The 24,254-nt window shown below is 50.4% G+C and carries 21 protein-coding genes; 4 read left to right on the top strand and 17 right to left on the bottom strand.

Features of this window, described 5'->3' with window-relative positions:
* Positions 1-32 precede the first annotated feature (32 nt).
* The 6 genes from B9D94_RS28755 to B9D94_RS28730 form a co-directional block, all read right to left on the bottom strand.
* Positions 33-1,310, bottom strand: coding sequence for a YycH family regulatory protein (locus tag B9D94_RS28755; RefSeq protein WP_148248532.1), 1,278 nt, complete (start codon positions 1,308-1,310; stop codon positions 33-35).
* On the bottom strand, positions 1,307-3,136 hold the full coding sequence (gene walK, locus B9D94_RS28750) for a cell wall metabolism sensor histidine kinase WalK (protein WP_006207307.1): 1,830 nt from the start codon (positions 3,134-3,136) through the stop codon (positions 1,307-1,309). The genes B9D94_RS28755 and walK overlap by 4 nt, the downstream gene beginning before the upstream one ends.
* The gene (yycF, locus tag B9D94_RS28745) at positions 3,136-3,867 is read right to left on the bottom strand and encodes a response regulator YycF (protein WP_006207308.1); all 732 of its coding nucleotides are present in this window, start codon (positions 3,865-3,867) and stop codon (positions 3,136-3,138) included. The genes walK and yycF overlap by 1 nt, the downstream gene beginning before the upstream one ends.
* Before the next feature lie 41 nt (positions 3,868-3,908).
* Positions 3,909-4,217, bottom strand: a complete 309-nt coding sequence (locus B9D94_RS28740) for a hypothetical protein (protein ID WP_148248531.1) — start codon at positions 4,215-4,217, stop codon at positions 3,909-3,911.
* 860 nt (positions 4,218-5,077) lie between these two features.
* On the bottom strand, positions 5,078-6,625 hold the full coding sequence (locus B9D94_RS28735) for a peptidoglycan DD-metalloendopeptidase family protein (protein WP_253806069.1): 1,548 nt from the start codon (positions 6,623-6,625) through the stop codon (positions 5,078-5,080).
* Between the two features lie 299 nt (positions 6,626-6,924).
* The gene (locus tag B9D94_RS28730) at positions 6,925-7,599 is read right to left on the bottom strand and encodes a hypothetical protein (protein WP_148248529.1); all 675 of its coding nucleotides are present in this window, start codon (positions 7,597-7,599) and stop codon (positions 6,925-6,927) included.
* Positions 7,600-7,858: 259 nt separating this feature from the next.
* On the opposite strand from B9D94_RS28730, the gene B9D94_RS28725 reads away from it, so the two are divergent.
* From B9D94_RS28725 to B9D94_RS28710, 4 genes are all read left to right on the top strand, one after another.
* Positions 7,859-8,536 carry a response regulator transcription factor gene (locus tag B9D94_RS28725; RefSeq protein WP_063478195.1) on the top strand — a complete coding sequence of 226 codons (678 nt, stop codon included), beginning with the start codon at positions 7,859-7,861 and terminating at the stop codon, positions 8,534-8,536.
* On the top strand, positions 8,533-9,915 hold the full coding sequence (locus tag B9D94_RS28720) for a sensor histidine kinase (RefSeq protein WP_148248528.1): 1,383 nt from the start codon (positions 8,533-8,535) through the stop codon (positions 9,913-9,915). Before B9D94_RS28725 ends, B9D94_RS28720 begins: the two co-directional genes overlap by 4 nt.
* A 118-nt stretch (positions 9,916-10,033) precedes the next feature.
* A complete protein-coding gene (locus tag B9D94_RS28715; RefSeq protein WP_148248878.1) occupies positions 10,034-11,134 on the top strand; it encodes an ABC transporter permease in 1,101 nt (366 codons plus the stop codon).
* A complete protein-coding gene (locus tag B9D94_RS28710) occupies positions 11,134-11,832 on the top strand; it encodes an ABC transporter ATP-binding protein (protein WP_148248527.1) in 699 nt (232 codons plus the stop codon). Before B9D94_RS28715 ends, B9D94_RS28710 begins: the two co-directional genes overlap by 1 nt.
* A gap of 426 nt (positions 11,833-12,258) precedes the next feature.
* Here the strand turns inward: B9D94_RS28710 and B9D94_RS28705 are convergent, their stop codons facing one another.
* The 11 genes from B9D94_RS28705 to B9D94_RS28655 form a co-directional block, all read right to left on the bottom strand.
* Positions 12,259-13,548 (bottom strand): adenylosuccinate synthase, encoded by a 1,290-nt coding sequence (locus B9D94_RS28705; protein WP_006207316.1) that lies wholly within the window; start codon positions 13,546-13,548, stop codon positions 12,259-12,261.
* A gap of 356 nt (positions 13,549-13,904) precedes the next feature.
* Positions 13,905-15,269 (bottom strand): replicative DNA helicase, encoded by a 1,365-nt coding sequence (gene dnaB, locus B9D94_RS28700; RefSeq protein ID WP_036640492.1) that lies wholly within the window; start codon positions 15,267-15,269, stop codon positions 13,905-13,907.
* Position 15,270: 1 nt separating this feature from the next.
* On the bottom strand, positions 15,271-15,714 hold the full coding sequence (gene rplI, locus B9D94_RS28695) for a 50S ribosomal protein L9 (RefSeq protein ID WP_006207318.1): 444 nt from the start codon (positions 15,712-15,714) through the stop codon (positions 15,271-15,273).
* The gene (locus B9D94_RS28690) at positions 15,711-17,711 is read right to left on the bottom strand and encodes a DHH family phosphoesterase (RefSeq protein WP_036640493.1); all 2,001 of its coding nucleotides are present in this window, start codon (positions 17,709-17,711) and stop codon (positions 15,711-15,713) included. Before B9D94_RS28690 ends, rplI begins: the two co-directional genes overlap by 4 nt.
* Before the next feature lie 11 nt (positions 17,712-17,722).
* Positions 17,723-18,649, bottom strand: coding sequence for a DUF2232 domain-containing protein (locus B9D94_RS28685; RefSeq protein ID WP_253806067.1), 927 nt, complete (start codon positions 18,647-18,649; stop codon positions 17,723-17,725).
* Complete coding sequence (locus B9D94_RS28680; RefSeq protein ID WP_172964086.1) at positions 18,646-18,948, bottom strand: MazG-like family protein; 303 nt, start codon at positions 18,946-18,948, stop codon at positions 18,646-18,648. Before B9D94_RS28680 ends, B9D94_RS28685 begins: the two co-directional genes overlap by 4 nt.
* A gap of 252 nt (positions 18,949-19,200) precedes the next feature.
* On the bottom strand, positions 19,201-19,644 hold the full coding sequence (locus B9D94_RS28675; protein WP_006207322.1) for a CBS domain-containing protein: 444 nt from the start codon (positions 19,642-19,644) through the stop codon (positions 19,201-19,203).
* Positions 19,645-19,875: 231 nt separating this feature from the next.
* On the bottom strand, positions 19,876-20,862 hold the full coding sequence (locus tag B9D94_RS28670; protein WP_063478199.1) for an LCP family protein: 987 nt from the start codon (positions 20,860-20,862) through the stop codon (positions 19,876-19,878).
* Positions 20,863-21,104: 242 nt separating this feature from the next.
* Entirely contained in the window at positions 21,105-22,097 is a 993-nt protein-coding gene (locus B9D94_RS28665) for a D-alanyl-D-alanine carboxypeptidase family protein (RefSeq protein ID WP_148248526.1), read from the bottom strand.
* Between the two features lie 217 nt (positions 22,098-22,314).
* The gene (locus B9D94_RS28660) at positions 22,315-23,280 is read right to left on the bottom strand and encodes an ABC transporter ATP-binding protein (RefSeq protein WP_006207325.1); all 966 of its coding nucleotides are present in this window, start codon (positions 23,278-23,280) and stop codon (positions 22,315-22,317) included.
* Positions 23,277-24,254: an ABC transporter ATP-binding protein gene (locus B9D94_RS28655; RefSeq protein ID WP_006207326.1), complete on the bottom strand. Its 978-nt coding sequence runs from the start codon at positions 24,252-24,254 to the stop codon at positions 23,277-23,279. The genes B9D94_RS28660 and B9D94_RS28655 overlap by 4 nt, the downstream gene beginning before the upstream one ends.

Here is a 24,254-nt window from a genome sequence, read left to right as displayed (position 1 = left end):
CTCCTTATTCCTTCATTGTTGAACACTATCGCTTATTCAAGCGTGATGACTGTCCCGTTCTGAAGCTCGACCGCCCATACCGGCTTAAGCAGCAGGTCTTCCTCCGTTCGCACTGGCAGATATGCAGGGTCCAGACTCGCGATGGAGTTATCCTCAGCATAAGGCTTCAGCTTCGCCTCCAGTGCCTCGCCACCTGTCAGCTTTACCATTTGCTTCTTCAACGGGGCAGACTCCAGATATAACAGCGAACGCTCATAGGATGTGACCGTACCCTGCTGTAAATCCAGTTCCATCACCCCATACTGGAAGCCCGGTGTATTCAGGATGGGAAATCCGCCATAGTACTGCTGGAATTTCACCAGCGTCCGGTCCTCGGATTCGCCTGCTTTACCCAGTCGATACGTTCCGTTCCAGCCGCCGTGCTGATTTACGAAATCAATGGCGGACAGTACATCCTTCCCGGGACTGCTCTCGCCGGATGGCGGCGCAGCCGGATCGGTATAACTGATCCATTTTTGCCCCTGGTCAACCTGTAAGCTCCGCTTGCTGTCCGTATAAATCTCGGAGCCGTCTTTTTCCCTAATGTTGCGGGTGATGCTAGGATCGAAGAACAGACTGCGCTGCATTTGCTCCACCGTATATTCGCCAATCGGCAGTTCGACACTGACCATATTCAGTTCCTTCTCCGGTATATAGTAGCGCCCATCCACCATCTTATACGATGGCCAGCTCAGCCCGAAATCCACCAGTTGATCCACGTCCTGTACCGTCAAATCAGCCTGCGCGGCTTCATAGACGACATCGCCCTCCGTGCTGAAGAACATGACGTGAACCTTAGCTTCGCCTTCCACACTGTACAGCCATATTTTATTGATGCTTTCCCCTTCAAACAGCGTGTCCGGCACGATCTGCATTACTCGCTGCAGCAGAGTAACCGGAATGCCCGAATCAAAGCTCAGCTCAATGCCCCGGTTCTCCGAACGAACCTTGGCCCAGTCGATATTGCTGACCATCCGGCGCTGAAAGTTATCAAAGGTCCGGCCCTTAAGCCGGTTATACACGAGATTGTAAAACGTATCGTTCGAATAGAATACCGTATGTTTGTCTTCTCCCAGATGAATGACCATTTTATCAGGAAAGAGCAGATTCTCCGGCTTCTCCTCCGGTCCCATCTCCTCGGTTCGGATATAGGAATCCTTGGATTGAACAACGGAATCGCTGCCCGGGAAACGGAATATCAGAACATAACTTTGCAGCAGACTACCAAGGACCAACACAACCAGCAGTACGGTCTTCATACGTTCCTTCACATAACCGCCCTCCCCTCGTTGTTCAAGGGCAGGGTGAAGGTCACGGTTGTGCCCTTCTCAAGCTCTGATTGCAGGGTAATAAAGCCTCCATGGGCTCTGACAATTTCCCGGGCAATGGATAAACCGAGTCCCGTACCGCCTAAATTGCGTGTTCTGGCCTTATCTACGCGGTAGAAGCGTTCAAAGATCCGGTCCAGATCCTTCTTCGGAATACCGATCCCGGTATCCTTAACGGATAAAGACAGCATGCCTTCCTCCGTAATGCTTGCATCCATGGTGATAGTGCCTCCGTCTGGCGTATATTTCAAGGCATTGGAGATCAGGTTGTCGAGAACCTGATCGATGCCGTCCCGGTCCAGCATAGCTGTGGATACCCCTGGTTTAACCTCAATTATGGTGCGGATATGCTTTTGCTTCATTTGGAAAGAGAATCGATCCTCTACATCCTCCAACATCTCCACAATGTCCGTCGGCTCCTTGTGCAGCGCTGCCTCCTTGGAATCAAGCCGTGACAGGTGCAGCAGGTCCGTTACCAGCCGGATCATCCGGCCGGTCTCGTTCTGGATGACGCCGACAAAACGCGGCCCCATCTGTTTATCCTCCAGCGCCCCATCCTCCAGCGCCTCGGTATAACTCTTGATGGTGGTCAGCGGCGTACGCAGCTCATGGGATACATTCGCCACGAACTCCCGCCGCGACGCTTCCAGCTTCTCCTGCTCTGTAACGTCTTGCAGCACCGCAATCGTACCGGTGATGCCAATCTCCCGCCGGTGAATCGGCGTAAAGGTCACACGCATCATGAACGGCTCGCTGCCCTCGCGCGGCACAATCTCCAGCAGCTTGGAATCATGCCCTTCGCTGCGCGCCAGCGCCTCCGATTCGGATTCCTCTAGGCCCAGCAGGGATACGATATCATGTCCTGCCAGCTCCTCCCCCTCCACGCCCAACATTTCCCCGGCGCGCCGGTTCATCAGGATGACACGTCCCGCTTCATCGGTTGCGATAACGCCGTCACTCATATTGGTCAGAATCGAAGCAAGCTTCTCCTTTTCTTCTTCGTTCTGCGAGAGGGCTTCGCGCAGACGGCTGGTCATATAGTTGAACGCCTGGCTGAGCTGGCCGATCTCATCGCTGCCGAACACCGGCGTTTTCTCGGTAAACCGGCCGTCCGCGACGGCCCGGGCATGCTTGGTCAGCTCCTTGATCGGATGGGTAATCGTATGTGACAGAATGACGCCAAGCACCGCGGTTAAGCCAAGCGCCAACAGAATCCCCGATATAAAAATATTGTTGATCCGCTGCATCGTGCTGTACAGCTCGCTCATGCTGGCCACAATGTAGATGGCACCGACGATTTTCTCGTTATACATGACCGGCTTGGCCACCACTTTCTTGCGGATATTATCATCATCGATAATGTATTCCTCATTATCCTGTATTCCCTGCAATGCCCGGCTGACAACCGTTTGTGTATTCTTGGTGTTCACGTAGTCTGCATGCGAAGGCAGCGAGGTGGTGAGAACCCGTCCCGTGGAATCCAGCACCTGAATCTCGGCTCCGTTCAAATTGAACAGATTGTTCACCATAATCCGCAGGCTGTCGATCGAATCCTCTTCCGAATCATTCTCGCCGCCAAGGGTCTTAGCTGCCAGCACTGACATCAGCTCGGCGCGCTCCTGCAAATCCTTCGTGAAGTTGCTGGTCAGCGAGTTCTTCATCGCACTCACAAAATACACCCCGATCAGCTGCATCGCGATCAGAATGAGAAGGACATAAATGATGATGACCTTCGCCTGAATGGTGCGGAAGAAGGACAGCCACTTCATTACAGGCCTCCGTTTTTAGCGCTGCGCATCAGGTAGCCTAGTCCGCGCCGAGTCAGTATGTATTCCGGCTTGCTAGGATTCTCTTCGATTTTCTCGCGCAGTCGACGGATGGTAACGTCCACGGTCCGCACATCGCCAAAGTATTCAAAGCCCCATACTGCCTGCAGCAAATGTTCGCGCGTCATCACTTTGCCTGCATTCCGGGCCAAATAATACACCAATTCATATTCACGGTGCGTCAGATCGAGCGCTTCCCCGCTCTTGTATACCATATACATATCCGTATCTATAAACAGCTCGAACAGCCGCAGGCCTTGTCCACCCGCACTTGTGCCGCCTGTGTTATCCGCTGAGTTGTCGGGCTTTTGCTGGCGGCGCATTTGCGCCTTCACGCGTGCCAGTATTTCTCTCGTGCTGAACGGCTTCGTCACATAATCATCTGCGCCAAGCTCAAGTCCAAGCACCTTATCGATCTCTCCGTCCTTTGCCGTGAGCATGATGATCGGGATCTGCAGGTTAGCGGCACGTACCTCGCGGCACACATCCATTCCATCTTTACCGGGCAGCATCAAATCAAGCAGCATTAAATCCGGCCGCTTCGTGAGCGCAATCTCCACGGCGCTAATGCCATCAAAAGCACAGATGACATCATAGCCCTCTTTTTCCAAGTTAAACTTTAAAATATCGGCGATGGGCTGTTCATCATCCACCACCAGAATGGTTCCCTGCATCTTCCTGTTCACCTCATACCTTCACTTAAACGGTCTTCTTTTCATTTTACCACACCTGCCGCCGCTACACACCCACCGCTCCTGAGCAGCCATCTCAATGTAAACGGCAGCAAATTCCCGCTTTGTCCCACATCCTCTCCCCCCCCACACAGCGCTAAGTGGCCGCCCCGATTCAGGCGACGGCCATCTTTGCTCCGGCAGCATGGCCGGAAGGTGCGGGGATGGATCGACAGATAAGGGAAAATATCTTGGAAGACGCCTTTGGGAGCCCTTTGTCCCCTTACAACATACAATTCAGACAAAGGGCGGACAACAGCGGCTGGAAAGATATTTCCCGTTCTGTCCCACATCCCCCTCCCCCCTAAGTGGTCGCTCCGATTCAGGCGACGGCCATCTTTGCTCCGGCAGCATGGCTGGAAGGTGCGGGGATGGATCGACAGATAAGGGAAACCTTCGACTGCAGCAAGTGGGGTCATTCGGAGAGCGTGAGCGATCGCCTTTGAATCCGGAAAATTTCATCGTAAGCCACATTTCTATTTTCCGAATTCAACAGCGACGGAGAAGGACACCACTTGCGACACCACTGCAAATATTTCCCGTTCTGTCCCACATCCCCTCCTCTCTAAGTGGTCGCTCCGATTCAGGGGACGGCCACTTTGCTCCGGCAGCATGGCTGGAAGGTGCGGGGATGGATATCGACAGATAAGGGAAAATATCTTGGAAGACGCCTTTGGGAGCCCTTTGTCCCCTTACAACATACAATTCAGACAAAGGGCGGACAACAGCGGCTGGAAAGATATTTCCCGTTCGGTCTCACATCCCCTCCCCCCTAAGTGGTCGCTCCGATTCAGGCGACGGCCATCTTTGCTCCGGCAGCATGGCTGGAAGGTGCGGGGATGGATCGACAGATAAGGGAAACCTTCGACTGCAGCAAGTGGGGTCATTCGGAGAGCGTGAGCGATCGCCTTTGAATTCGGAAAATTTCATCGTAAGCCACATTTCTATTTTCCGAATTCAACAGCGACGGAGAAGGACACCACTTGCGACACCACTGCAAATATTTCCCGTTCTGTCCCACATCCCCTCCACCCACACCACCTGCCAAGACGCAAAAATGACCGCCCCCGTTAAGGAGCGGCCATCTTCACTATTATGATATATGAACCAATAATGGCTTATGTCGCATTGGTTTCCCTAGTATAACACAGAACTACAGATAATTCATCGGATTTTGGGCAACTCCATTTTTTTGCACTTCAAAATGCAGATGGGTTCCCGTAGAACGGCCCGTATTGCCCATAACCCCCAGCTTGGAGCCTTGTCCGACCGATTGTCCGTTACTAACGGAAATCTTGCTCATATGACCGTAAAGGGTACGATATCCGTTGCCATGATCGACAATAACGACGTTGCCATAGCCGCTCTGCTGACCGGCAAACACAACTCTTCCGGAGGCGGATGCCATAATGGTACTGCCTCCCACCATATCCACACCCTCATGGCTTCTTCCCCAGCGATGTCCGAAGGGACTCGTAATTCGTGCTCCGCTCACTGGCCAAGCAAACATGCTGCCGCTGGATTTCTGGCTCATGGCTGCGGTGGATGTCTTTTTCTTAGGAGCCACCTTGGTGCCTTTGTACACAACTTCCGGCAGGGATTCCTGCACCACCTGTTGACCCGTCCATTGCTTGGATATGACCTTGCCGTTCTCTTTGGTTACGATATAATCGACCGTTTTCACACCATCGCGTCCAGGGCGGACGACTTTTCGCTTGCCAAGCGGAAGTTCGCTGCTCTTGCGAACAATCGTTTCCGGTTTGCTTGGCTGCTTCACCGATACCGTCTCAACCGTTCTTACAGTAAGCGGCGCTTCCGGCTTCGTCACTTGCAGCTCGGCGCCGATCTGCACATATTTCTCCTCCAGTTGGGGATTCAATGCCATCACGTCAGCTGACTTCATGCCGAACTGCCGCGCAATCGAGGATATGGTATCTCCCTCTTTTACCTTGTAAACCACCGGCTTGTCCTTGGTGCCCGTAAGCACCTTCATCGCCTCTTCCACGTCCAGCACCTTGTTCGGATCGGCCTTCGTGTTGGCCAGCGAGATGTTTTCTTTAATATCAACCGACTGGAGCCCGCTGCCGTTATCGTTCTTCTTGCTTGATGCCGATGCGGAGGTCTTCGTGAAGGCAACCTTCTGCGTCTGCTCCTTCTTGGCAGCAGCCGGAGCGAATTTCAGCTTCGCTGCCTCAACGGCCGCTTGTGCCGTCTGCTGATCCTTCACGATTGCCACGGTCTCTCCGTTCACCTTCAGCTCCACGCCGCGGGCATAGGCCTTCAGCATGCCGTCCAGCTTATCAAGGGTTTCCTCGCTGTTCACGATTGGCTTATAGGAACGGTCCGCCTTGGTTGTGATACCTTCAGTATGAAGTACCATGAGGACATCGGGATACTCCTCCTGATATTCCTTCTGCTTCTCTTTCAGAAGCTGGTCAAGCTGAGCATCATCTTGAATGGTACCGACTGCCTTCCCATCTACAAGCACATGGTAGAACGGAATCGTGTTCGCGTTCACATACGCTTTTCCGCCAGTATATATCGATCCTGCTATGAGCAATGCCCCTGCCGATATCCAAACCCATCTGCGCGGTGATTTCCATCCCCGGTTGTGTGGGCTCGACGGCTCAGAGGACCCGCTATTCGAGTTGTTGTTGTGGGCGGAATGTTCGCCTGCCTGGTTGCGCAAGACGCTGTTCATCCACCGTTTCCCCTTAGAACCTTTCATGTCTCTCTCCTTTAAGCCTTGTTCATATGTAAGACTCTGTTCATCTGAACCTGCCGACTTAGCATTGAATATGACACTACCTGTCAAAAGGTATCAAAATTTTAACCTTTTCGATCTTCGTATACTTTAACATAGCCATTACAATCATTTCAAGTTTGTGAAAACAGCGAAAAACCCGCGCGCAGCACGGGCTTCCTGATTTTTTCCAATATACAACTTTCGCCAGTCAGTGACAAAACAGTGACAAACCGGGTCTGAAACCCGCCATACCGTTATTCTTTGAGCATCGAGATCAATTTATCGAATTCTTCCGGGTTCAAATATTTGGATATGCCCTCTTCGATCTCCGCAAGCTCCGCTGCCGTCAGGCCATCCTCCATGGCCTCGGATATCTTCTGCATTTCGGATTGGGGCAGCTTATTCATCAGCATGGTAAAAATCTCTTCCTTATCCGCTGTCGACAGACTTTCTTTCCGATCCACGATATCCGTCGGAGACATCACGATCTCTTGATCCTCCAGGGAGGAATCATCGGACTCCGTCGTAGTGGTCCCCATCACGGGCAGAGAATCTTCCGGTGCCTGATCATCAACCGGCGGCTCGTCCGAATCCCCCGATGAGCCTGTAGTCGCCTTGGTGTCCTCTTCTGTCCCTCCGCTCTGATCTGCCCCTGCTGTCAGATCATCAGATGCTGCACCCTGACCGGCGGGATCCTGTGCCTTCGGAATGTCCCCGCTGCTGCCATCTGGCATAGAGCCTGAACCCATGCCCAGCATCGTCTTCATAATGCCTCCAACCCCCACCGACTCCGTCTCCAGTTGAATATTGAAACTGGCAAGAACCGATTGAAGATAAGCATTGACCACAATGCCCGTTGTCACAATCGTCAGTGTACTCACCAGTATGGCGGTAAGGCTGACCTTTAGCAGCCATTTCATCCAATTCATCCGTATCTCCTCCTTCCTCATGCATGCTCAGAAATGACATGACAATGATTGCTTTCTTTTTCCAGTATTGACGGCTCGGAATCGCTTCAACCGTTTTCTATCCATTTTTTCTACTTCTTATTTGATATATTTCATGATTCACGTAAATTCAGGCCACACTAGTCCCGTGTTGTGAAGGCAGGAATCGACCAGACCGGGGTATTTGTGATACATATATAGTCAATTGGAAACTGCATATGAAGGAGGGTTTATTCTAGTAATGATTCATATCTTAATCGCGGATGACGACGCGCATATTCGGGAGCTGCTGCAATATCATCTTCAATCGGAAGGGTATACGGTCTTTACAGCTGCTGATGGGAAGGAAGCCTCTGCTCGCTTGGCGGAAGAACAGATTCATCTGGCTGTTGTGGATGTCATGATGCCGAATATGGACGGCTATCAGCTCTGCGAGGAGATTCGGCGGTATTATGATTTTCCCGTCATTCTGCTGACGGCAAAGGATCAGCTCGTGGACAAGGAGAAGGGTTTTGCTGTGGGTACGGATGATTATCTAACCAAACCTTTTGAGCCAAAGGAATTATTGTTTCGCATCAAGGCGCTGCTGCGGAGGTATCAGATGGTGAACGCAGATAAAATTCATCTGAACGAAACCACGATCGACCGCAAAAGTTATGAGGTTCAGGGACACGGAAAAGTGCTGATGCTGCCGATGAAGGAATTTGAGCTGCTCTCTCAGCTTGCAAGCTATCCGGACCGGACGTTCTCACGCGAGGAACTGATTCAGCTCATCTGGGGGACGGATTTTGAGGGGGATGACCGCACCGTTGATGTTCATATTAAAAGACTGCGGGAGCGCTTTGCGGACCGAAGCGGCGATTTCCAAATACGAACGATCCGGGGGGTAGGATACAAATTGGAGGCCTCGCCGCAATGAAGACCCTCTATTCGCGTATCGTACTTACCACCATCGCTATTATGGTGACCAGCAGCTTGATTGCTTTTGTGCTGTCCAATCTCTACTACCAGTACAATCTTAAGCCTTATAACGATCAGAAGGTCACCACCATGGCCAAGGACATCGGGGATTTCTATGACAGGCACCCGGAACTCAATATTCATGATTATCTGCAGCACATCGGGCAGCTCGGCTATCAATTCTATCTGGTCAACGATCAAGGCAAGGAGTGGCTTTATGGCGGTATCTTCCGTGAACGGGATCTCTCGCCTGAAACCGTGCAGCAAGTGCTGAACGGTACGGTGTACCATGGCATCGCAGAGTTTCCATCAGAGCTGTTCATTACCGGCTTCTTCGACAATGTATTAAGCAACTCTATCGGCATTCCGCTGCAGGTAGACGGCAGCCCTCATGCACTCTTCATCAGACCCGATATTACCGTCCAGTTCGGCGAAATGCGCATCTTCTTCTCGATCATTATGGCTATCGCCATCCTGCTGAGCATTCTGTTGGTTGGCGTCATTACGCGATATATCGTGAAACCCATCGTGAAATTAACCGAGGCTACACAGAATGTGGCAAAGGGCAATTATAACGTACAGCTGAATGTCGCGAGAAGAGATGAGCTGGGGCAGCTCGCGGATCATTTTTCCCAGATGGCCAAAGGTATAGCGCAGCTGGAGCAGATGCGCCAGGAGTTTGTGTCCAATGTATCCCATGAAATTCAGTCACCGCTTGCCTCTATTCAAGGTTTTTCGCAGACGCTGCAAACCAAGCGCTTGTCCGAGGAACAGCAGCAGCACTACTTGTCGATTATCGAGGCGGAGAGCCGCCGGATGTCCCAGCTTAGCAAACAGCTCCTCATGCTGGCTTCCCTGGATAAAGAAGAGAATATCCTGGAGAAATCCACCTTCGACGTTGCCGAGCAAATCAAGCAGGTGTTGTTCCACACCGAATGGAGCTGGCGCAGCAAGGATTTGACCATGGATATGTCACTGCCATCTACCTATATCCACGGCGATCAACAGCTGCTGCATCAGGTATGGACCAATCTCATGACCAACAGCATTAAATTCACCGCTCCGGAAGGCATCATCTCGCTGCGTATCACAGGACAGGACAACCCATCATGCAGCATCGAGATTTCCGATACGGGCATTGGCATTCCGCCAGAACATCTCCCTCACATCTTTGACCGGTTCTATCGTGTGGATGAGGCACGCGACCGCTCCGAGGGCAGCAGCGGACTAGGTCTGGCCATAACCCAGAAGATTGTGCAGATGCACGGCGGACGCATTGAAGTAACGAGTCAGCCTGGAGAAGGAACCACCTTTACCGTGACCCTGCCCACCCTGTAACTTAAGCCTGATTCCAGTTCATGCGCTGTTCATATTCCATTCCTATACTTGTGGCATATCCCGTAGTGATCATACAGGGAGAAGATGCTACCCCATTACAGGAATGGAGATGAGAAACATGTTTCTTGCACTGCGCGAACTTCAACACGCGAAGCTGCGTTATTTGCTGATCGGCTTCATTATGGTACTGATATCCTGGCTTGTCCTGTTCGTCACCGGATTGGCTCAGGGGCTCTCTTCCGATAATGCCTCATCCATACAAAACATGAATGCCGACTTTCTGATACTTCAGGAAGAGTCCGACCATCGGATCAACCGTTCCATTCTGACCGATGAGATCTGGAGAGAGATCCAGCGGCATCCGGCTGGAGACCATGCCGCCCCGCTGGGGGTCCACATGAACACCTTGACCAAGGAAGGCTCCACAGCCAAATTCGACGCGGCTTTCTTTGCCATCGATATGGCGAGTATGATGGCTCCCAAGGTTGTGGAAGGAACCATGATAAACAATACGGATGCGGAACATGTGATGGCTGACCGCTCCCTGAAGGATGACGGATACCGGCTTGGTGACCGGATCGTTGATCAGGCAACAGGTGCTGCATTTACGATCGCAGCCTTTACAGAAGGACAGTCCTTCAGCCATGCCCCGGTCATTCACTTGAATTTTGAGGGATGGAAGGCGCTACAGCCCAGCGGTTCACAGCAAGGGACCATCTATAATGCGGTCGCTCTGAATGGTAGTCCGGAGCAGATGGACGCTTTGGCTCAGGACATATCCGGCATCGAGATCATAACGAAAAGCGAGACACTGCAGGGGATTCCCGGCTTTCAGGAGGAGCAGGGCTCACTCGTAATGATGATTGTGTTCTTGTTTGTCATCGCGGCTTTCGTACTGGCTGTGTTCTTCTACGTTATCACGATTCAAAAAATGAACCAGTTTGGCGTCCTGAAGGCCATTGGAGCTGGAACCGGCTATCTCGTAAGGAATCTGATCTTTCAAGTGCTGACACTGACCGTGGTCAGTCTTGCCATCAGTATCGGTCTAACTTACGGGGTATCCCTCCTGATAGCCGGCGCCGTTCCTTTTTCCTTAACTCCTTCCGTTGTTCTGCTCTGTTCCTTGCTGTTCCTGGCGGTTTCCCTGATGGGGTCTCTGCTGTCGCTCTATCGTGTTATCAAGATTGATGCAATCGAAGCTATCGGGAGGGCTGCATAATGAAACAATCCAAACTGATGCTGGATCAGGTGAGTAAGGAATTCGGCGACGGGGATACGTCCGTTAAAGTGCTGGACCGCATTTCACTGGATATCAAGAGCGGTGAGTTCGTAGCGGTGGTCGGTCCTTCCGGGTCCGGCAAGAGTACCTTCCTGTCCATAGCAGGGGCACTGCTATCCCCTACGCAGGGGCGAATCTGGATGGGTGATCATGAAGTCACCAAGCTGTCGGCCAAAAAAATGAATCAGCTGCGGCTGAGCCATATCGGATTTGTCTTTCAATCCTCGAATCTCATTCCGTATTTGACCGTTCGTGATCAACTACTGTTAATTGCCAAGTTGGCCGGCCAGCAGGGCCAGAAACCAAAGCAGCGGGCAGACCATCTGCTTGAGCGCCTGGGCTTGTCCCATCGCAAGAATCATTATCCCGAGAGCCTGTCAGGCGGTGAACGCCAGCGCGTTGCCATTGCCCGGGCCTGGATGAACGACCCGGAGCTCATTCTGGCAGATGAGCCCACCGCCAGTCTGGATTCTGAACGCGGCCGGACCGTCGTGCAGATGCTGGCCGATGAGGTGAAGCTGCGCCAGAAGGCCGCCGTGATGGTCACCCATGACAAGCGTATGCTGGATCTGTGTGACCGGATTGTATATATCGAGGACGGCAAGCTGTCCGAGCAGCCGCAGCCGATTCTGCTGTAGAATGAAAAGACCGGATCCATCCCGACAAACCTGAGGATGAATCCGGTCTTTATTATGCTGAATGTGCAAACACATTCCAGCTCTCGAAGAAGGCCACATGCCCAATTGGCCGTATGGCTTCTGTCCCCCCTAAATCGAAATGACTGCATATATCCGCTGCCTTTAGCCCCAATTCCAAATAATCAGCGTGCTGTCCTCTATGTCTCTCTCCATTATAGGGTTGATGGACATGCTGCTAGGGGATAATATCCTCAGACAAAGGGACAAATCCTTCCACTTTTGGGTCTTGTATGTTATTTCCGAGGTACAATCATAGATTTCATTCCAAATAAAAAGAAAAACCCGCATGGCATCGCCATTAGCAGGTTTCGCAATATATCTTCTTTTCCAAATTGGAATGGATTCTACTCTTGTTCCAACTCGATATTATTTCTCATAAATCGGAAGCACTTGATTTGTCTGTTCCCGGTTGCGCCCTACGGAGAAGATGGAAATCGGAATACCAGTCAACTCCGATACACGTTCTACATAGCGGCGAGTATTCTCTGGCAGATCCTCCAGCGTCTTCGCTCCGGTAATGTCCTCGCTCCAGCCTGGCAGTTCTTCATAAATCGCTTCACATTCAGCCAGCATCTTCAAACTTGCTGGGTAATGTGTGATTTCCTCACCGCGGAATTTATAAGCGGTACAGATCTTAACGGTCTCAAGTCCGCTAAGCACGTCCAGGGAGTTCAGGGACAAGCCGGTAATGCCGCTTACGCGACGGGCGTGGCGCACAACCACGCTGTCAAACCAGCCTACGCGGCGGGCGCGTCCGGTGACGGTGCCGTATTCATGTCCTTTTTCACGGATATAATGGCCGATCTCATTGTCGAGCTCCGTCGGGAAGGGTCCGTCCCCTACACGCGTCGTATACGATTTAGCGACCCCAATCACTTGTTGAATCTTCGATGGTCCTACGCCGGAACCGATACATACACCGCCAGCAGAAGGGTTCGAAGAGGTTACGAACGGATACGTGCCTTGGTCGATGTCCAGCATGACCCCCTGTGCGCCTTCGAACAATACTTTTTGATTACCGTCAATGGCATCGTTCAGGACAACGGAAGTGTCACGCACATATTTACGAATGATTTCAGCGTATTGCAGGTATTGAATCAGGATTTCTTCAACCTCAAGTCCTTCCCCACCATACACTTGGGTAATCACTTGGTTCTTCTCCTTCACCATATGGCGAAGCTTCAATTCAAACTCTTCCGCATCCATCAGATCCGCGATCCGGATGCCGTTACGTGCGGCTTTATCCATGTAACAAGGGCCGATTCCCTTGCGAGTCGTGCCAATTTTGTTGGGACCTTTGCGATCCTCTTCCAGAGCGTCCAATACCATATGATAAGGCATGATAACATGAGCACGATCGCTGATTACCAGATTATCCGTGCTGAATCCATTATCATGAATATAATTAATCTCTTCAATAAGTGCAGCCGGGTTAACCACCATACCGTTTCCGATCACACAGGTTTTATCTTTATAGAATACTCCGGATGGAATCAAGCTAAGCTTGAATTTTTTACCGTCAATCAGAATGGTGTGGCCAGCATTATTGCCGCCTTGGTAACGGGCTACCACGTCAGCGCTTTCCGCTAAATAATCCGTGATCTTCCCTTTCCCTTCATCTCCCCATTGTGTTCCCACAACGACTACCGTTGACATAATCATTCCTCCGCCCGGGCTGTTACACCCTTATTATTTCACAAAACACTGATGTAATAAGCATTTCATTATGATTAAAAAACAACCTCACTGCATTAAAGCAGCAATAACAGTGTAACAGCCCCATTTTTTAAAGTCAAATACAAAAACGAACAATCGCACATCAGTGTGTACGATTGTTCGGAATTAGGACGAGATTATGGAATGATTTCTGCTTTATTCGGGAATGTGCAATAAGAAACGCCCTGAACTTACAGGTTGCGGCAGGTATTAGAGATTTTCCCGAACTTTACGACAAAGGCCACATGCGCCATTAAGAAACCAATAGAATCCTTGCTAACAAGCTGCCTCTGTCGTCACCCGGCTGCAAAGGCATCCGCATGCGTTCGCTCGTAATTAACGAACTTGTTAAAGTTCTTGAGGAACACCAGCTCTACTGTGCCTACGGGACCATTACGCTGTTTGGCAATGATGATCTCGATGATGTTCTTCTTCTCCGTTTCCTGATTGTAATAATCATCCCGGTATAAGAAGGCCACGATATCGGCATCCTGCTCAATTGAACCGGATTCCCGAAGGTCACTCATCATCGGACGCTTGTCCTGACGCTGCTCCACGCCCCGGCTGAGCTGTGACAGCGCAATAACCGGCACCTCAAGCTCCCGGGCAATCTGCTTGAGCGTACGTGAGATCTCAGATACCTCCTGCTGCCGGTTCTCGCCCGCCTTGCCGCGTCCATGAATGAGCTGCAGATAATCGATCAGTATCATGCCGAGCCCCTTCTCTTTCTTCAAACGGCGGCATTTTGCACGGATATCGGCAACCGTTACGCCGGGTGTATCATCAATGTAAATTTCCGCTTCCGACAGTGCCGCAATGCCCATGGTCAGCTTGGACCAATCGTCGTCACCCTTAAAATCCCCGTTCCGCATGACATTTGCATCCAGATTGGCCTCGGCGCAAATCATACGCTGAACCAATTGCGGCGCAGACATCTCCAGACTGAAGATGGCGACGGTTTCCTTAGCCCGGATAGCCACGTTCTGGGCAATATTCAGTGCGAAGGCCGTCTTACCTACGGACGGACGGGCCGCCACAATAATCAAGTCATTTCGCTGGAATCCACTCGTCATTTTATCCAGATCAACGAAGCCGGACGGAATCCCCGTTGTATTCCCGCGGTTCTGGTGGAGGACCTCCACCTTCTCAAATACTTCCATCAGCACATCGCGAATCGCAATGAACCCGCTGCCTGTGCGTCGGTTGGAAATCTCCAGAATGCGGCGCTCTGCTTCACTCAGCATGCCGGATACATCTTCGCCTCCGGTGTATCCCTCGCTGACAATCTGTGTTGCTGTTCGAATCAACCGCCGCAGCATCGATTTCTCTTCGATAATCTGAGCGTAATAATCCACGTTGGCCGCCGTCGGAACCGCATGGGCCAGCTTCGCTAAATAACTGACTCCTCCGATTTCCTCCAGTTGACCTTTATCCTGAAGAAGAGATGTAAGGGTCACCAGATCGATCGGTTGATTGCCTTCTCCAAGCTGCACCATAACTTCGTAAATCATCTGGTGCGTTTTATCGTAGAAGTCCTCGGACTGCACCCGCTCCATCGCTGTGATCAGCGCTTCACTCTGCAGCAGAATGGCACCCAGCACCGCCTGCTCTGCCTCAAGGTTCTGCGGAGGGACCCGATCGAAATAGAGTTCTCCTCCCATATTACTCCTCCGTGATTTGAACCTTGACCGTCGCCTTGACGTCAGGATGCAGCTTCACCGGAACCTGGGTTACACCCAGACTGCGGATCGGATCGCTAAGTTCAATTTTGCGTTTGTCGATTTTGATCTTCTGTCCTGCCAGCGCCTCAGCGATTTGTTTGCTTGTGATTGCTCCGAACAGCCGGCCGCCTTCGCCTGCTTTGGCTTTCAGGACAACCGTCATCTCTTCCAGCTTCTTGCCAAGTGCCTGTGCATCTTCCTTCTCCTGGGCTTTACGCTTCTCCTCGGAAGCTTGTTGCTGCTCCAGGTTCTTCATGTTGCCATCGGTTGCCGGGCGAGCAACGCCGCGCGGAATCAGAAAGTTGGTAGCGTATCCCTCGGATACTTCCTTCACTTCACCTTTCTTGCCTTGGCCCTTCATATCTTTTATGAAAATGACTTTCATTCAAATAACCCCTCTTTCGCTTCGATGTCCGCCAGTACCTCCATCAACTTCTCCTCTGCCTTCTCAGGCGTCGTATCCAGCTGTACTGCGGCGTTCGTTAAGTGTCCGCCTCCCCCGAGACGTTCCATAATCATCTGAACATTCATCTTGCCCATCGAACGGGCGCTAATACCAATCTTGCCGTCGGTGCGTTCGCTAATAACAAACGATGCCTGCACATCCGTCATATTAAGCAGCATATCCGCTACTTGAGCGATCAGCAGCTGCGGCATGGGCTCCCCGTTCTTCGATACCGCAATAGCGATATGGTCATATACCATTCTAGCATGTTTTACGATTTCTGCCTTCGCTATAAATTCTGTCAGATCTTCCTTGAGCACCCGCTGAATCATCATCGTATCGGCACCGTGACGCCGCAGGAATCCGGCGGCCTCGAATGTTCTCGATCCCGTGTGCAGCGCAAAATGCTTCGTGTCCACCGTAATCCCGGCTAATAACGCGGTGGCTTCAACCGGGGTAAGGGATACCCGCTCGTGAATATACTGAAGCACCTCCGTGACCAGCTCGCAGGTCGATGAAGCATACGGCTCAAGATAGATTAACACAGCGTCGTTGATGAACTCTTCACCGCGCCGATGGTGATCCATGACAACGACCCGGCTGGCACGATGCACCAGACGCGGTTCCATCGTCATGGAGGCTTTATGTGTATCAACGACAACCAGCAGCGTATGCTCCGTCATCATCTGCATCGCTTGTTCTGTCGAAACGAATCGGCTCATCAACGCCTCATCCTTCCGGACCTCTTCCATAATCCGTGAAATGGATGGGTTCAATCCCTCTAGGACAATGTAAGCCTCAACCTTGTACATCTGGGCAGCTTTCAGCACGCCGATGGCTGCTCCGATCACATCCATATCCGGCAGCTTATGCCCCATAATGATGACTTTGTCGCTCTCCTGCATCAAATCACGCAGCGCATGGGAGATGACGCGCGCTCTTACCCGCGTCCGCTTCTCCACCGCATTGGATTTACCGCCGTAGAAGGAAAGGCGCTGGCCCGCTTTGACTGCGGCCTGGTCTCCGCCACGGCCAAGAGCCATATCCAGACTGGATTGCGCCAGCTGACCGAGCTCCGTGATGTCATCAGAGCCGAAGGCAAGGCCGACACTTAAGGTTAATGGCACCTTCAAATCAGCCGTCATCTCCCGGACTTCATCCAGGATCAGAAACCGGCTGTTCTCCAGTGCTTCCAGAGATCTGTGGTTCAGCATCATTAGATAACGATCCGACGAAAGTCTCCGCAGATAAACGTTAAATTCACGTGCCCAATCCGTGATCTCGCTGGTTACCTTTGCAATCAGCGCGGTCCGCTGCTGATCATCCATGCCCTGCGAAGCCTCATCGATGTTATCCAACATGATGATGCCCAGGGCCAGACGCTCATCCTCATAACGCTGCCTTAGCACCGCCAGCTCGGTGATCTCATCCAGATAAATCAGTCGTTCATCCGGAATGACCGTGGCTCCGTAGAACTTATCCTCGTGAGAGATCTCCAGCCTGATTTCCTTCGGCATTTTCTCCTTGTGTTCCTTCTTCTCTTGGGACTCCTGCAACGCTACCACCAGCTGGGGAAACAGCTCCTGCAAGGATACCCCAACCAGAGTCTGATTCGGAAACATGTTGACCACGAATTGATTATGCCATTCCAAGGTCCTGTCCTCGCTGTACAGCACAATGCCAAATGGCAGCACACTGACGGCTTCACCCTCTACCCGCTGAATCCGGAATGAGAGGTCACCGATGTAATCTACCAGCTCGCGGCGGAACTTCATCTCCGTCTTCAGCATGGCGTATCCGCCTGTTACCGCAAGCAGCAGCCCGACCAGGCCCAGGATCGTGTTGTAGAACGACAGGAAAATAACAAGCAGAAGCACTAGCGCAAACGCCCAGACGGTATGATAGCCGTGCCAGCGTTTCTGCAGAAATTTAGGCATGACTCATCACCCTATCTTTTGTTTTTACTAAAGGCCTGACGAAGTGGAAACGCCAGATCCAGGATTCCGATAATCATAGCCGGCGGGAACAGAACAATCGGGATAGCCGTCAAGAGCGGCACAATCGGATGCCATTTCCGCTCGTGAGCGAGGTAATAGAAGAACCCCAGCGCTTGAATCATGAAACAGATCTGCAGCAATGGCGTAGCATTGGCCACAATCATCTTCATGAAGGTATTGTCCGAATCGATGGTTGCAATATTTATGAAGAAAATAAGCAGGTAGTACCAGATCAGGGAGCGCGGCAGCATCCATTCTCTAGCCGGCTTCAGCCGAGGCACAGACAATCCCATGCTATGGAGTGTAGGGCGAGCCAGCGCGTGGGTTACCACGGTCATGAGAAACGAGCTGATGATCATCGCAAATGGAACCAAGCGCATCGTCTGATCCTTAATCAGCTGCGTATCAAGCTCCGTTCCCAGGAACTGACCACCGATCCCGCCTTCAACGCCCATCTCCGAAAGCGGAGCGGTCGTCATTTTCACGATCTCATCCACATAATCCGACAGGTTTAACTGGAAGAAAGCTGTGCTGATCATCAGCAGCAGAAGCATCTCCACCAGCATGACAGCCATGCCATACTTCAATACTTGCATTGCCGACTTCCGCTTCCTGTACAAATACCCCATAATAATTCCCGGAACCGCAAAATAAATCGCGAATAACAGATAGATGGGATCAATCAGAAGCGCAATAAGCCACACCGGCACCACATGCATAAAAAAAGATTTTGTATTCAAAGCCGTAAATAGAATCGCAACCGGCAGAACTAACAAGAAAGCCGTTACGATCGAAAAGGGTGTGAGTAATGATAGCAGCAGAAGCAAATAAATAACACTCCATACCGCCGTAGTCCAGCGCAGTTTCAATATGTTCACCTCTTACGCAAATGTTCTTCGAGTGCGGAAATATCCTGGTACCAATCTTCCAGCTGATGTCCTTCCTGCTTATGCTTTTTCAATTTTTCTAACAAGAGATCATCCATATCCCGATAGGTCAAGCCGAGCCTTCGGCCCAGTATGTACGAGCTCATCATCAGGCTTGCCAAACTATCTCCAACCTTTGTAGTGCTGCCTTCCCATAGAGCTTTGAATAACCGGGATACATTATCGATTACTTCGGTTTTGAGCCATTCAATCACTTTAGCGCGTTTAGCTACATCCAAGTCCTTCGGCATATTTGGCATATCCATCTCTCCCTGAAAACAGCTTTATTCTCCATTATAGCATAAAAAAAAGCCACCCACACAAAGGCCCAGGGCACCCTGTCCATCCTTTAGTCCCATGGGAAAGAGATAACCTACCTTCTCTTTGTACTCCAATTAGGCCCAGCTTATTCCCCCGACTTCTGATCTTTTGGATAACTATGAAAAAACAGGGCGTGTTACCCACGTCATCATCGCGGTCCCACACCCTTGTTATTTACAATCCTAGATGGATTGAGGCGCCCCTTGGGACTCCATCGTCTCCTTGGAAACAAACCGTTCACAGTACTCAATAATGAGGCTTCTGCGCACAATCCCGATAAAGCGATTCATATCATCCACAACTGGCACGAAGTTCTGCACTTTTGCCAGATTAATCAGATCCTCCATCCGAGCATCGATGGACACCGGCTTCATGTCCATGCGGAAAGGAACATCCTTAAGCAAAAATTTCGAAGCGTTCTCAAATGTGATTTTGCCATCCGAGTTCTTCATATGCCACAACAGATCCCCTTCGGTCACCGTTCCAGCATACTCGCCGTTCTTACCGAGTACGGGCACAGCCGTATATCGATGAAACTCCATGCGTTCCAGCGTCTGCCTGAGTGTGGAATCCAGCGTTAAACAGATTACTTCCTGCTTCGGCAATAGAAAAAAAGCGATATTCATAAAACATTATCCTCCTTATGACTTCAACATCATGAAGCCATGTTAAGTAACCTTCTCTTATGAAGCCTAGGTATGCAGGTTACTCCTTCCCCTATCCATACTCATACATACGTTAGCTTCATCGTTCTGATTCCCTTGTATAGGGCACAAAATCAGCAGCCAGACAACCCGGACTGCTGATTGAGGTGAAGCAACGCACTATGACCATCATCCGGAAGTACCGGTGTTTATTTATTTCAGTTTTTGCTTCTCTGCATCTTTTGGCTGCAGCAGTTGGTTGGCCGGTGTGTTCGGATCCATCCAGCTGTCAATCAGATCGCGGGCTTCCTGCACATCTTCCATATCGGGTTCATTATAATAAACACCGCCTATTTTCATGCCTTCGCCCATAATCGTATAGCTGGTCATATCCACCTTGCCTCCGGTCAGCATCTGCTTGGCCAGATCAATAATGAACTTTGGCTGCATGTCGGTTTGGAAATTATCACCCATGATCTCAATCAGCTCCGGCACCTTGCCGATCTGATCAAGCTTCATGACCCGCTTGGCAGCGACATCCAGAAACACCTGTTGTCTCTTCGCCCGATTAAAGTCGCTATCTTCACGGTAACGCACATAATTCAAGGCTTCCTCACCGTTGTAAATCGGCTTGTTTGCCTCGATCGTAAATTTCTCGTGGTCTTTGCCTTTATTGACGATATCCTTGCCAATCGGCAGTTCAACCCCGCCAATGGCGTCAACCACGTCCTTCAATCCCTGAAAATTAATGGAGGCATAATAGTTGAGGTCCTCCTCAAAAAATGCTTCCATCGTATCTTTGGCCATCTGATGACCACCAAAGGCAAATGCGTGGTTAATCTTATCCTTCTTGTCCTTACCGATAATATCGACATACGTGTCCCTTGGAACTGAAATGAGCAGCACCTTGGAATCCAGTGGACGCACAACTGCATAGATCAACGTGTCCGAACGCGCAGGCTCATCCTCCCGCTGGTCACTGCCCAGCAGCATGACAGAGAACGGTTCGCTTTGAAGTACTACAGGCTCGGGTGTCTTGTCGCTCTGCAGCGGTTTATACGATTTCTGCAATGATTCCTCTACATCCTTTGCCATAAACAAATCAAAGGCTACAACCGCAAGCTGTGTTCTGAACAAAAATGCGGATGATCCAAGCAGTATGACAACAGCGAGAGTAATATATATTGATTTCCTCTTCATGAGTTCGATTCCTTCTTTATTATAAAATAAATTAATGGATAAGTCAGATCGTTAAAGGCCCTTAATTGCACCCAAAGCTACTTGGCTCACCCTCCTTTCCTTATTAAACGGGATATCCTCCCGTTGACTCACTTTTATTTAGAAGACCAGCTTCAGCACATCATCTATTGTAAACCAGATGATTATCAATTGTGAACCCTTCACGGGCAGTTCTATAAATCTACCAAATCTTCATCTATCAGCTAAACAGCAAGCTTGTCATGTGAAAGAGCAAGCTTATCATGCGAAAGAGCAGCTGTGATTCCCGAATATTGAAACCAGTCATCCAGCCGCTCTTTCCATGTTAACGTTTTGGCAAATCCGTAGTCAAATAGCTTTCGGGTCTCCTCAAATCTTGCTTCTTTGGATTCAGTTCCCATGACAACCGCGATAAGCCGGCTGCCTTGCTTCTCGGCCGTACCCGTGAAACAGTACCCTGCGTTGACCGTGTATCCTGTCTTTAAGCCGTCTGTACCTTCATAAGAGTAGGGGCCTCCCAGTGACGGCAGCATCCAGTTGGTGTTGCTTAAATATAAATTTCGTCCACTTATTTTCGTTTGAGTCTTGCTGGAGGTGCTGAGAATATCGGGGTGGCTTTTAATCAAATGCGCGGCAAGCTTGGCAGTGTCTTCGGCTGTCATAAGGGTTTCTCTCTCCGAAGACCATTCCTGGTCGTTGTCCGTATGGCTCTCTATGCCCGAAGCATTCACGAAATGCGTAGAACTGGACAGCCCGATCTCTTTAGCTTTGGCATTCATCTTCTGGACAAACGCCTCCTCGGAACCTGCAAAATGCTCCGCAAGAGCGACGGCGGCATCATTGGCCGAATAAACCGTTATGCTCTGGAACAACTCGCGCACCGTAAGGAATTCACCGGACTTTAAGGCAATCTTAATTCCACTTACGCCGCTTGCCGTATCGCTGATCTGAACTTCATCATCCCAGGATTTTTTTCCTGTTTTGATATCATCCAGTATCACCAATTCTGTCATCAGCTTGGACATGCTTGCAGGCGGTAAGGGGATATCGCCGTTCTCGCTGAGCAAAATACGCCCGGTGTTCAGATCCATCAAGACAACCGCTCGCGCGTCCACCTTGGGCCTAAACCCCGCTCGTTCTATATTTCCTATGACCACCGCCCCAATGGGTACGGTTATTAACAATACCATCACCAGCCAAAGCCACCGTTTTTTCATAGAATTTAGCCCTCCATACTATTAGACGGATGAAACGGGCATTTGGTCTGCTTTTTTTCAAAAAAAATATTTAGGAATATTTGTAATTTCATTCACTGGTTTAACGGAAAAAAGGACCCCCATCCGCCCATAGACGGAGGAAATCCTTCAGTAACTCTGTTAAACTTCTTATCCATATGAAGTTAATTGTCAGAAAACTTAGATAAGAAGAGTCATATTAAGCGTAGTGACAAGCTACAAAATGATTATCGCCCATATTGCGGTATTCTGGAATCTCCTGTTTGCACAGATCCGAAGCCAGCGGACAGCGAGTGTGGAACTTACAGCCGGATGGCGGATTCGCCGGGCTTGGAATGTCGCCTTTCAGTACGATCCGATCGCGCTTCAGCGTTGGATCCGGTACGGGTACGGCTGACAGCAACGCTTTGGTATAAGGATGCAGCGGATTGCGGAACAGCTCTTCCTTGCTGGCCATTTCTACCATCGATCCCAGATACATTACCCCAATTCGATTGCACAAATGCTCTACAACGCTGAGATCATGAGAAATGAACAGATAGGTCAACTGCTTCTCACGCTGCAAGTCACTAAGCAAGTTGATGATTTGCGCTTGGATTGAAACATCCAATGCCGATACGGGCTCATCCGCTACGATAAAGTCGGGATTTAGAATCAACGCACGGGCAATCCCGATCCGTTGTCGTTGTCCGCCAGAGAATTCATGCGGATAACGATCATAGTGATATGCGGCAAGGCCGCAGATCTCAAGCGTTTCAATAACCCGGTCTTTAAGTTCTCTGCGATTAACTAAGCCGTGGTCAATCAGAGCCTCGCCAATCGCTTCCCCTACTTTAATTCTTGGGTTCAGCGAGCTAAATGGATCCTGAAACACGATTTGCATTTTCGGACGAAGTGCACGCAATTTCTCTTTAGATAATGAATGGATATCCTGACCATTGAAGATTACTTTACCTTCTGTTTTTTCCAGCAAGCGAAGAATGGTCCGGCCAATGGTGCTCTTACCGCAGCCTGATTCGCCTACAAGCCCAAAGGATTCGCCTTTGTTAATGGAAAAGCTGACGCCATCGACCGCTTTTACATTGCCCACCGTCCGCTGCAATATGCCGCCGGTAATGGGAAAGTATTTCTTCAAACCATCAATTTCGACCAGTGCCTGACTCATTGTGCTTTCCCCTCCTCTTCATACAACCAGCAAGCGACCTTGTGGCCATTCGGATCGGTACCGAGCGGAGGTGTTTTCTCTGTACATATCTGCATGCACGATTCACAGCGATCATGGAAATGACAGTTGTCTCCAAGATCCACCGGGTTTGGAACCTGTCCCGGAATTGAGTACAGACGTTCCTGCGTCTGGTTAATAATCGGTTTAGCTTTCAGAAGTCCTTTGGTATAAGGATGCTTCGGATGCTTGAAGAGCTCGATTACAGGCGCTTCTTCAATGACTTTGCCTGCATACATAACTACAACATAATCCGCCATCTCGGCGACCACACCCAGGTCATGCGTAATTAACATAATGGATGTGTTCAGCTTCCCTTTAATATCGCGCATCAGATCCAGAATCTGGGCCTGAATCGTAACGTCGAGTGCTGTTGTTGGCTCATCAGCGATCAAGAGCTTCGGATTACAGCTGAGTGCAATGGCAATCATGATCCGCTGGCGCATACCGCCACTAAGTTCATGCGGATAGGAGTCGAAAATCTTCTCCGCACGCGGAATCCCAACGAGATTAATGAGGTCAATTGCACGTTTTTTTGCTTCTTTACGGTTAACCAACTGATGAAGCAGAATCGGTTCAACAATTTGTTCCCCGATCGTCAATACCGGGTTAAGTGAGGTCATCGGTTCCTGGAAGATCATGGCGATATCATTACCACGAATCAAGCTCATTTCGCGCTTGCTCATCTTCAGAAGGTCCTTGCCATCATAAAAAATCTCGCCCCCTACTGGAGGTGTATCAATTAAACGCATGAGTGACATGGCTGTCACGCTTTTACCACAGCCCGATTCACCTACCACGCACAGTGTTTCGCCTTCACGGATTTTGAAGCTGACATCGTCGACGGCTTTTACAGTACCTGCGGAGGTTTGAAAATGCGTTTTTAAATTACGGAATTCAACTAATTCTTTTGCCAT

Source organism: Paenibacillus sp. Cedars (genome assembly GCF_003184205.1).
In the GTDB taxonomy this organism is placed as follows: Bacteria; Bacillota; Bacilli; order Paenibacillales; family Paenibacillaceae; genus Paenibacillus_AQ; species Paenibacillus_AQ glucanolyticus.
Note: the sequence above shows the minus strand (reverse complement) of the source record. Positions and strands in the feature narration are given on the sequence as shown.

Bases quoted from the DNA above. Each gene is read 5' to 3' on its own strand.
- walK (WP_006207307.1), bottom strand. From the start codon at position 3,136: ATGAAGTGGCTGTCCTTCTTCCGCACCATTCAGGCGAAGGTCATCATC.
- yycF (WP_006207308.1), bottom strand. From the start codon at position 3,867: ATGCAGGGAACCATTCTGGTGGTGGATGATGAACAGCCCATCGCCGAT.
- B9D94_RS28740 (WP_148248531.1), bottom strand. From the start codon at position 4,217: ATGTGGGACAGAACGGGAAATATCTTTCCAGCCGCTGTTGTCCGCCCT.
- B9D94_RS28735 (WP_253806069.1), bottom strand. From the start codon at position 6,625: ATGAACAGCGTCTTGCGCAACCAGGCAGGCGAACATTCCGCCCACAAC.
- B9D94_RS28730 (WP_148248529.1), bottom strand. From the start codon at position 7,599: ATGAATTGGATGAAATGGCTGCTAAAGGTCAGCCTTACCGCCATACTG.
- B9D94_RS28725 (WP_063478195.1), top strand. From the start codon at position 7,859: ATGATTCATATCTTAATCGCGGATGACGACGCGCATATTCGGGAGCTG.
- B9D94_RS28720 (WP_148248528.1), top strand. From the start codon at position 8,533: ATGAAGACCCTCTATTCGCGTATCGTACTTACCACCATCGCTATTATG.
- B9D94_RS28715 (WP_148248878.1), top strand. From the start codon at position 10,034: ATGTTTCTTGCACTGCGCGAACTTCAACACGCGAAGCTGCGTTATTTG.
- B9D94_RS28710 (WP_148248527.1), top strand. From the start codon at position 11,134: ATGAAACAATCCAAACTGATGCTGGATCAGGTGAGTAAGGAATTCGGC.
- B9D94_RS28705 (WP_006207316.1), bottom strand. From the start codon at position 13,548: ATGTCAACGGTAGTCGTTGTGGGAACACAATGGGGAGATGAAGGGAAA.
- dnaB (WP_036640492.1), bottom strand. From the start codon at position 15,269: ATGGGAGGAGAACTCTATTTCGATCGGGTCCCTCCGCAGAACCTTGAG.
- rplI (WP_006207318.1), bottom strand. From the start codon at position 15,714: ATGAAAGTCATTTTCATAAAAGATATGAAGGGCCAAGGCAAGAAAGGT.
- B9D94_RS28690 (WP_036640493.1), bottom strand. From the start codon at position 17,711: ATGCCTAAATTTCTGCAGAAACGCTGGCACGGCTATCATACCGTCTGG.
- B9D94_RS28680 (WP_172964086.1), bottom strand. From the start codon at position 18,948: ATGCCGAAGGACTTGGATGTAGCTAAACGCGCTAAAGTGATTGAATGG.
- B9D94_RS28675 (WP_006207322.1), bottom strand. From the start codon at position 19,644: ATGAATATCGCTTTTTTTCTATTGCCGAAGCAGGAAGTAATCTGTTTA.
- B9D94_RS28670 (WP_063478199.1), bottom strand. From the start codon at position 20,862: ATGAAGAGGAAATCAATATATATTACTCTCGCTGTTGTCATACTGCTT.
- B9D94_RS28665 (WP_148248526.1), bottom strand. From the start codon at position 22,097: ATGAAAAAACGGTGGCTTTGGCTGGTGATGGTATTGTTAATAACCGTA.
- B9D94_RS28660 (WP_006207325.1), bottom strand. From the start codon at position 23,280: ATGAGTCAGGCACTGGTCGAAATTGATGGTTTGAAGAAATACTTTCCC.
- B9D94_RS28655 (WP_006207326.1), bottom strand. From the start codon at position 24,254: ATGGCAAAAGAATTAGTTGAATTCCGTAATTTAAAAACGCATTTTCAA.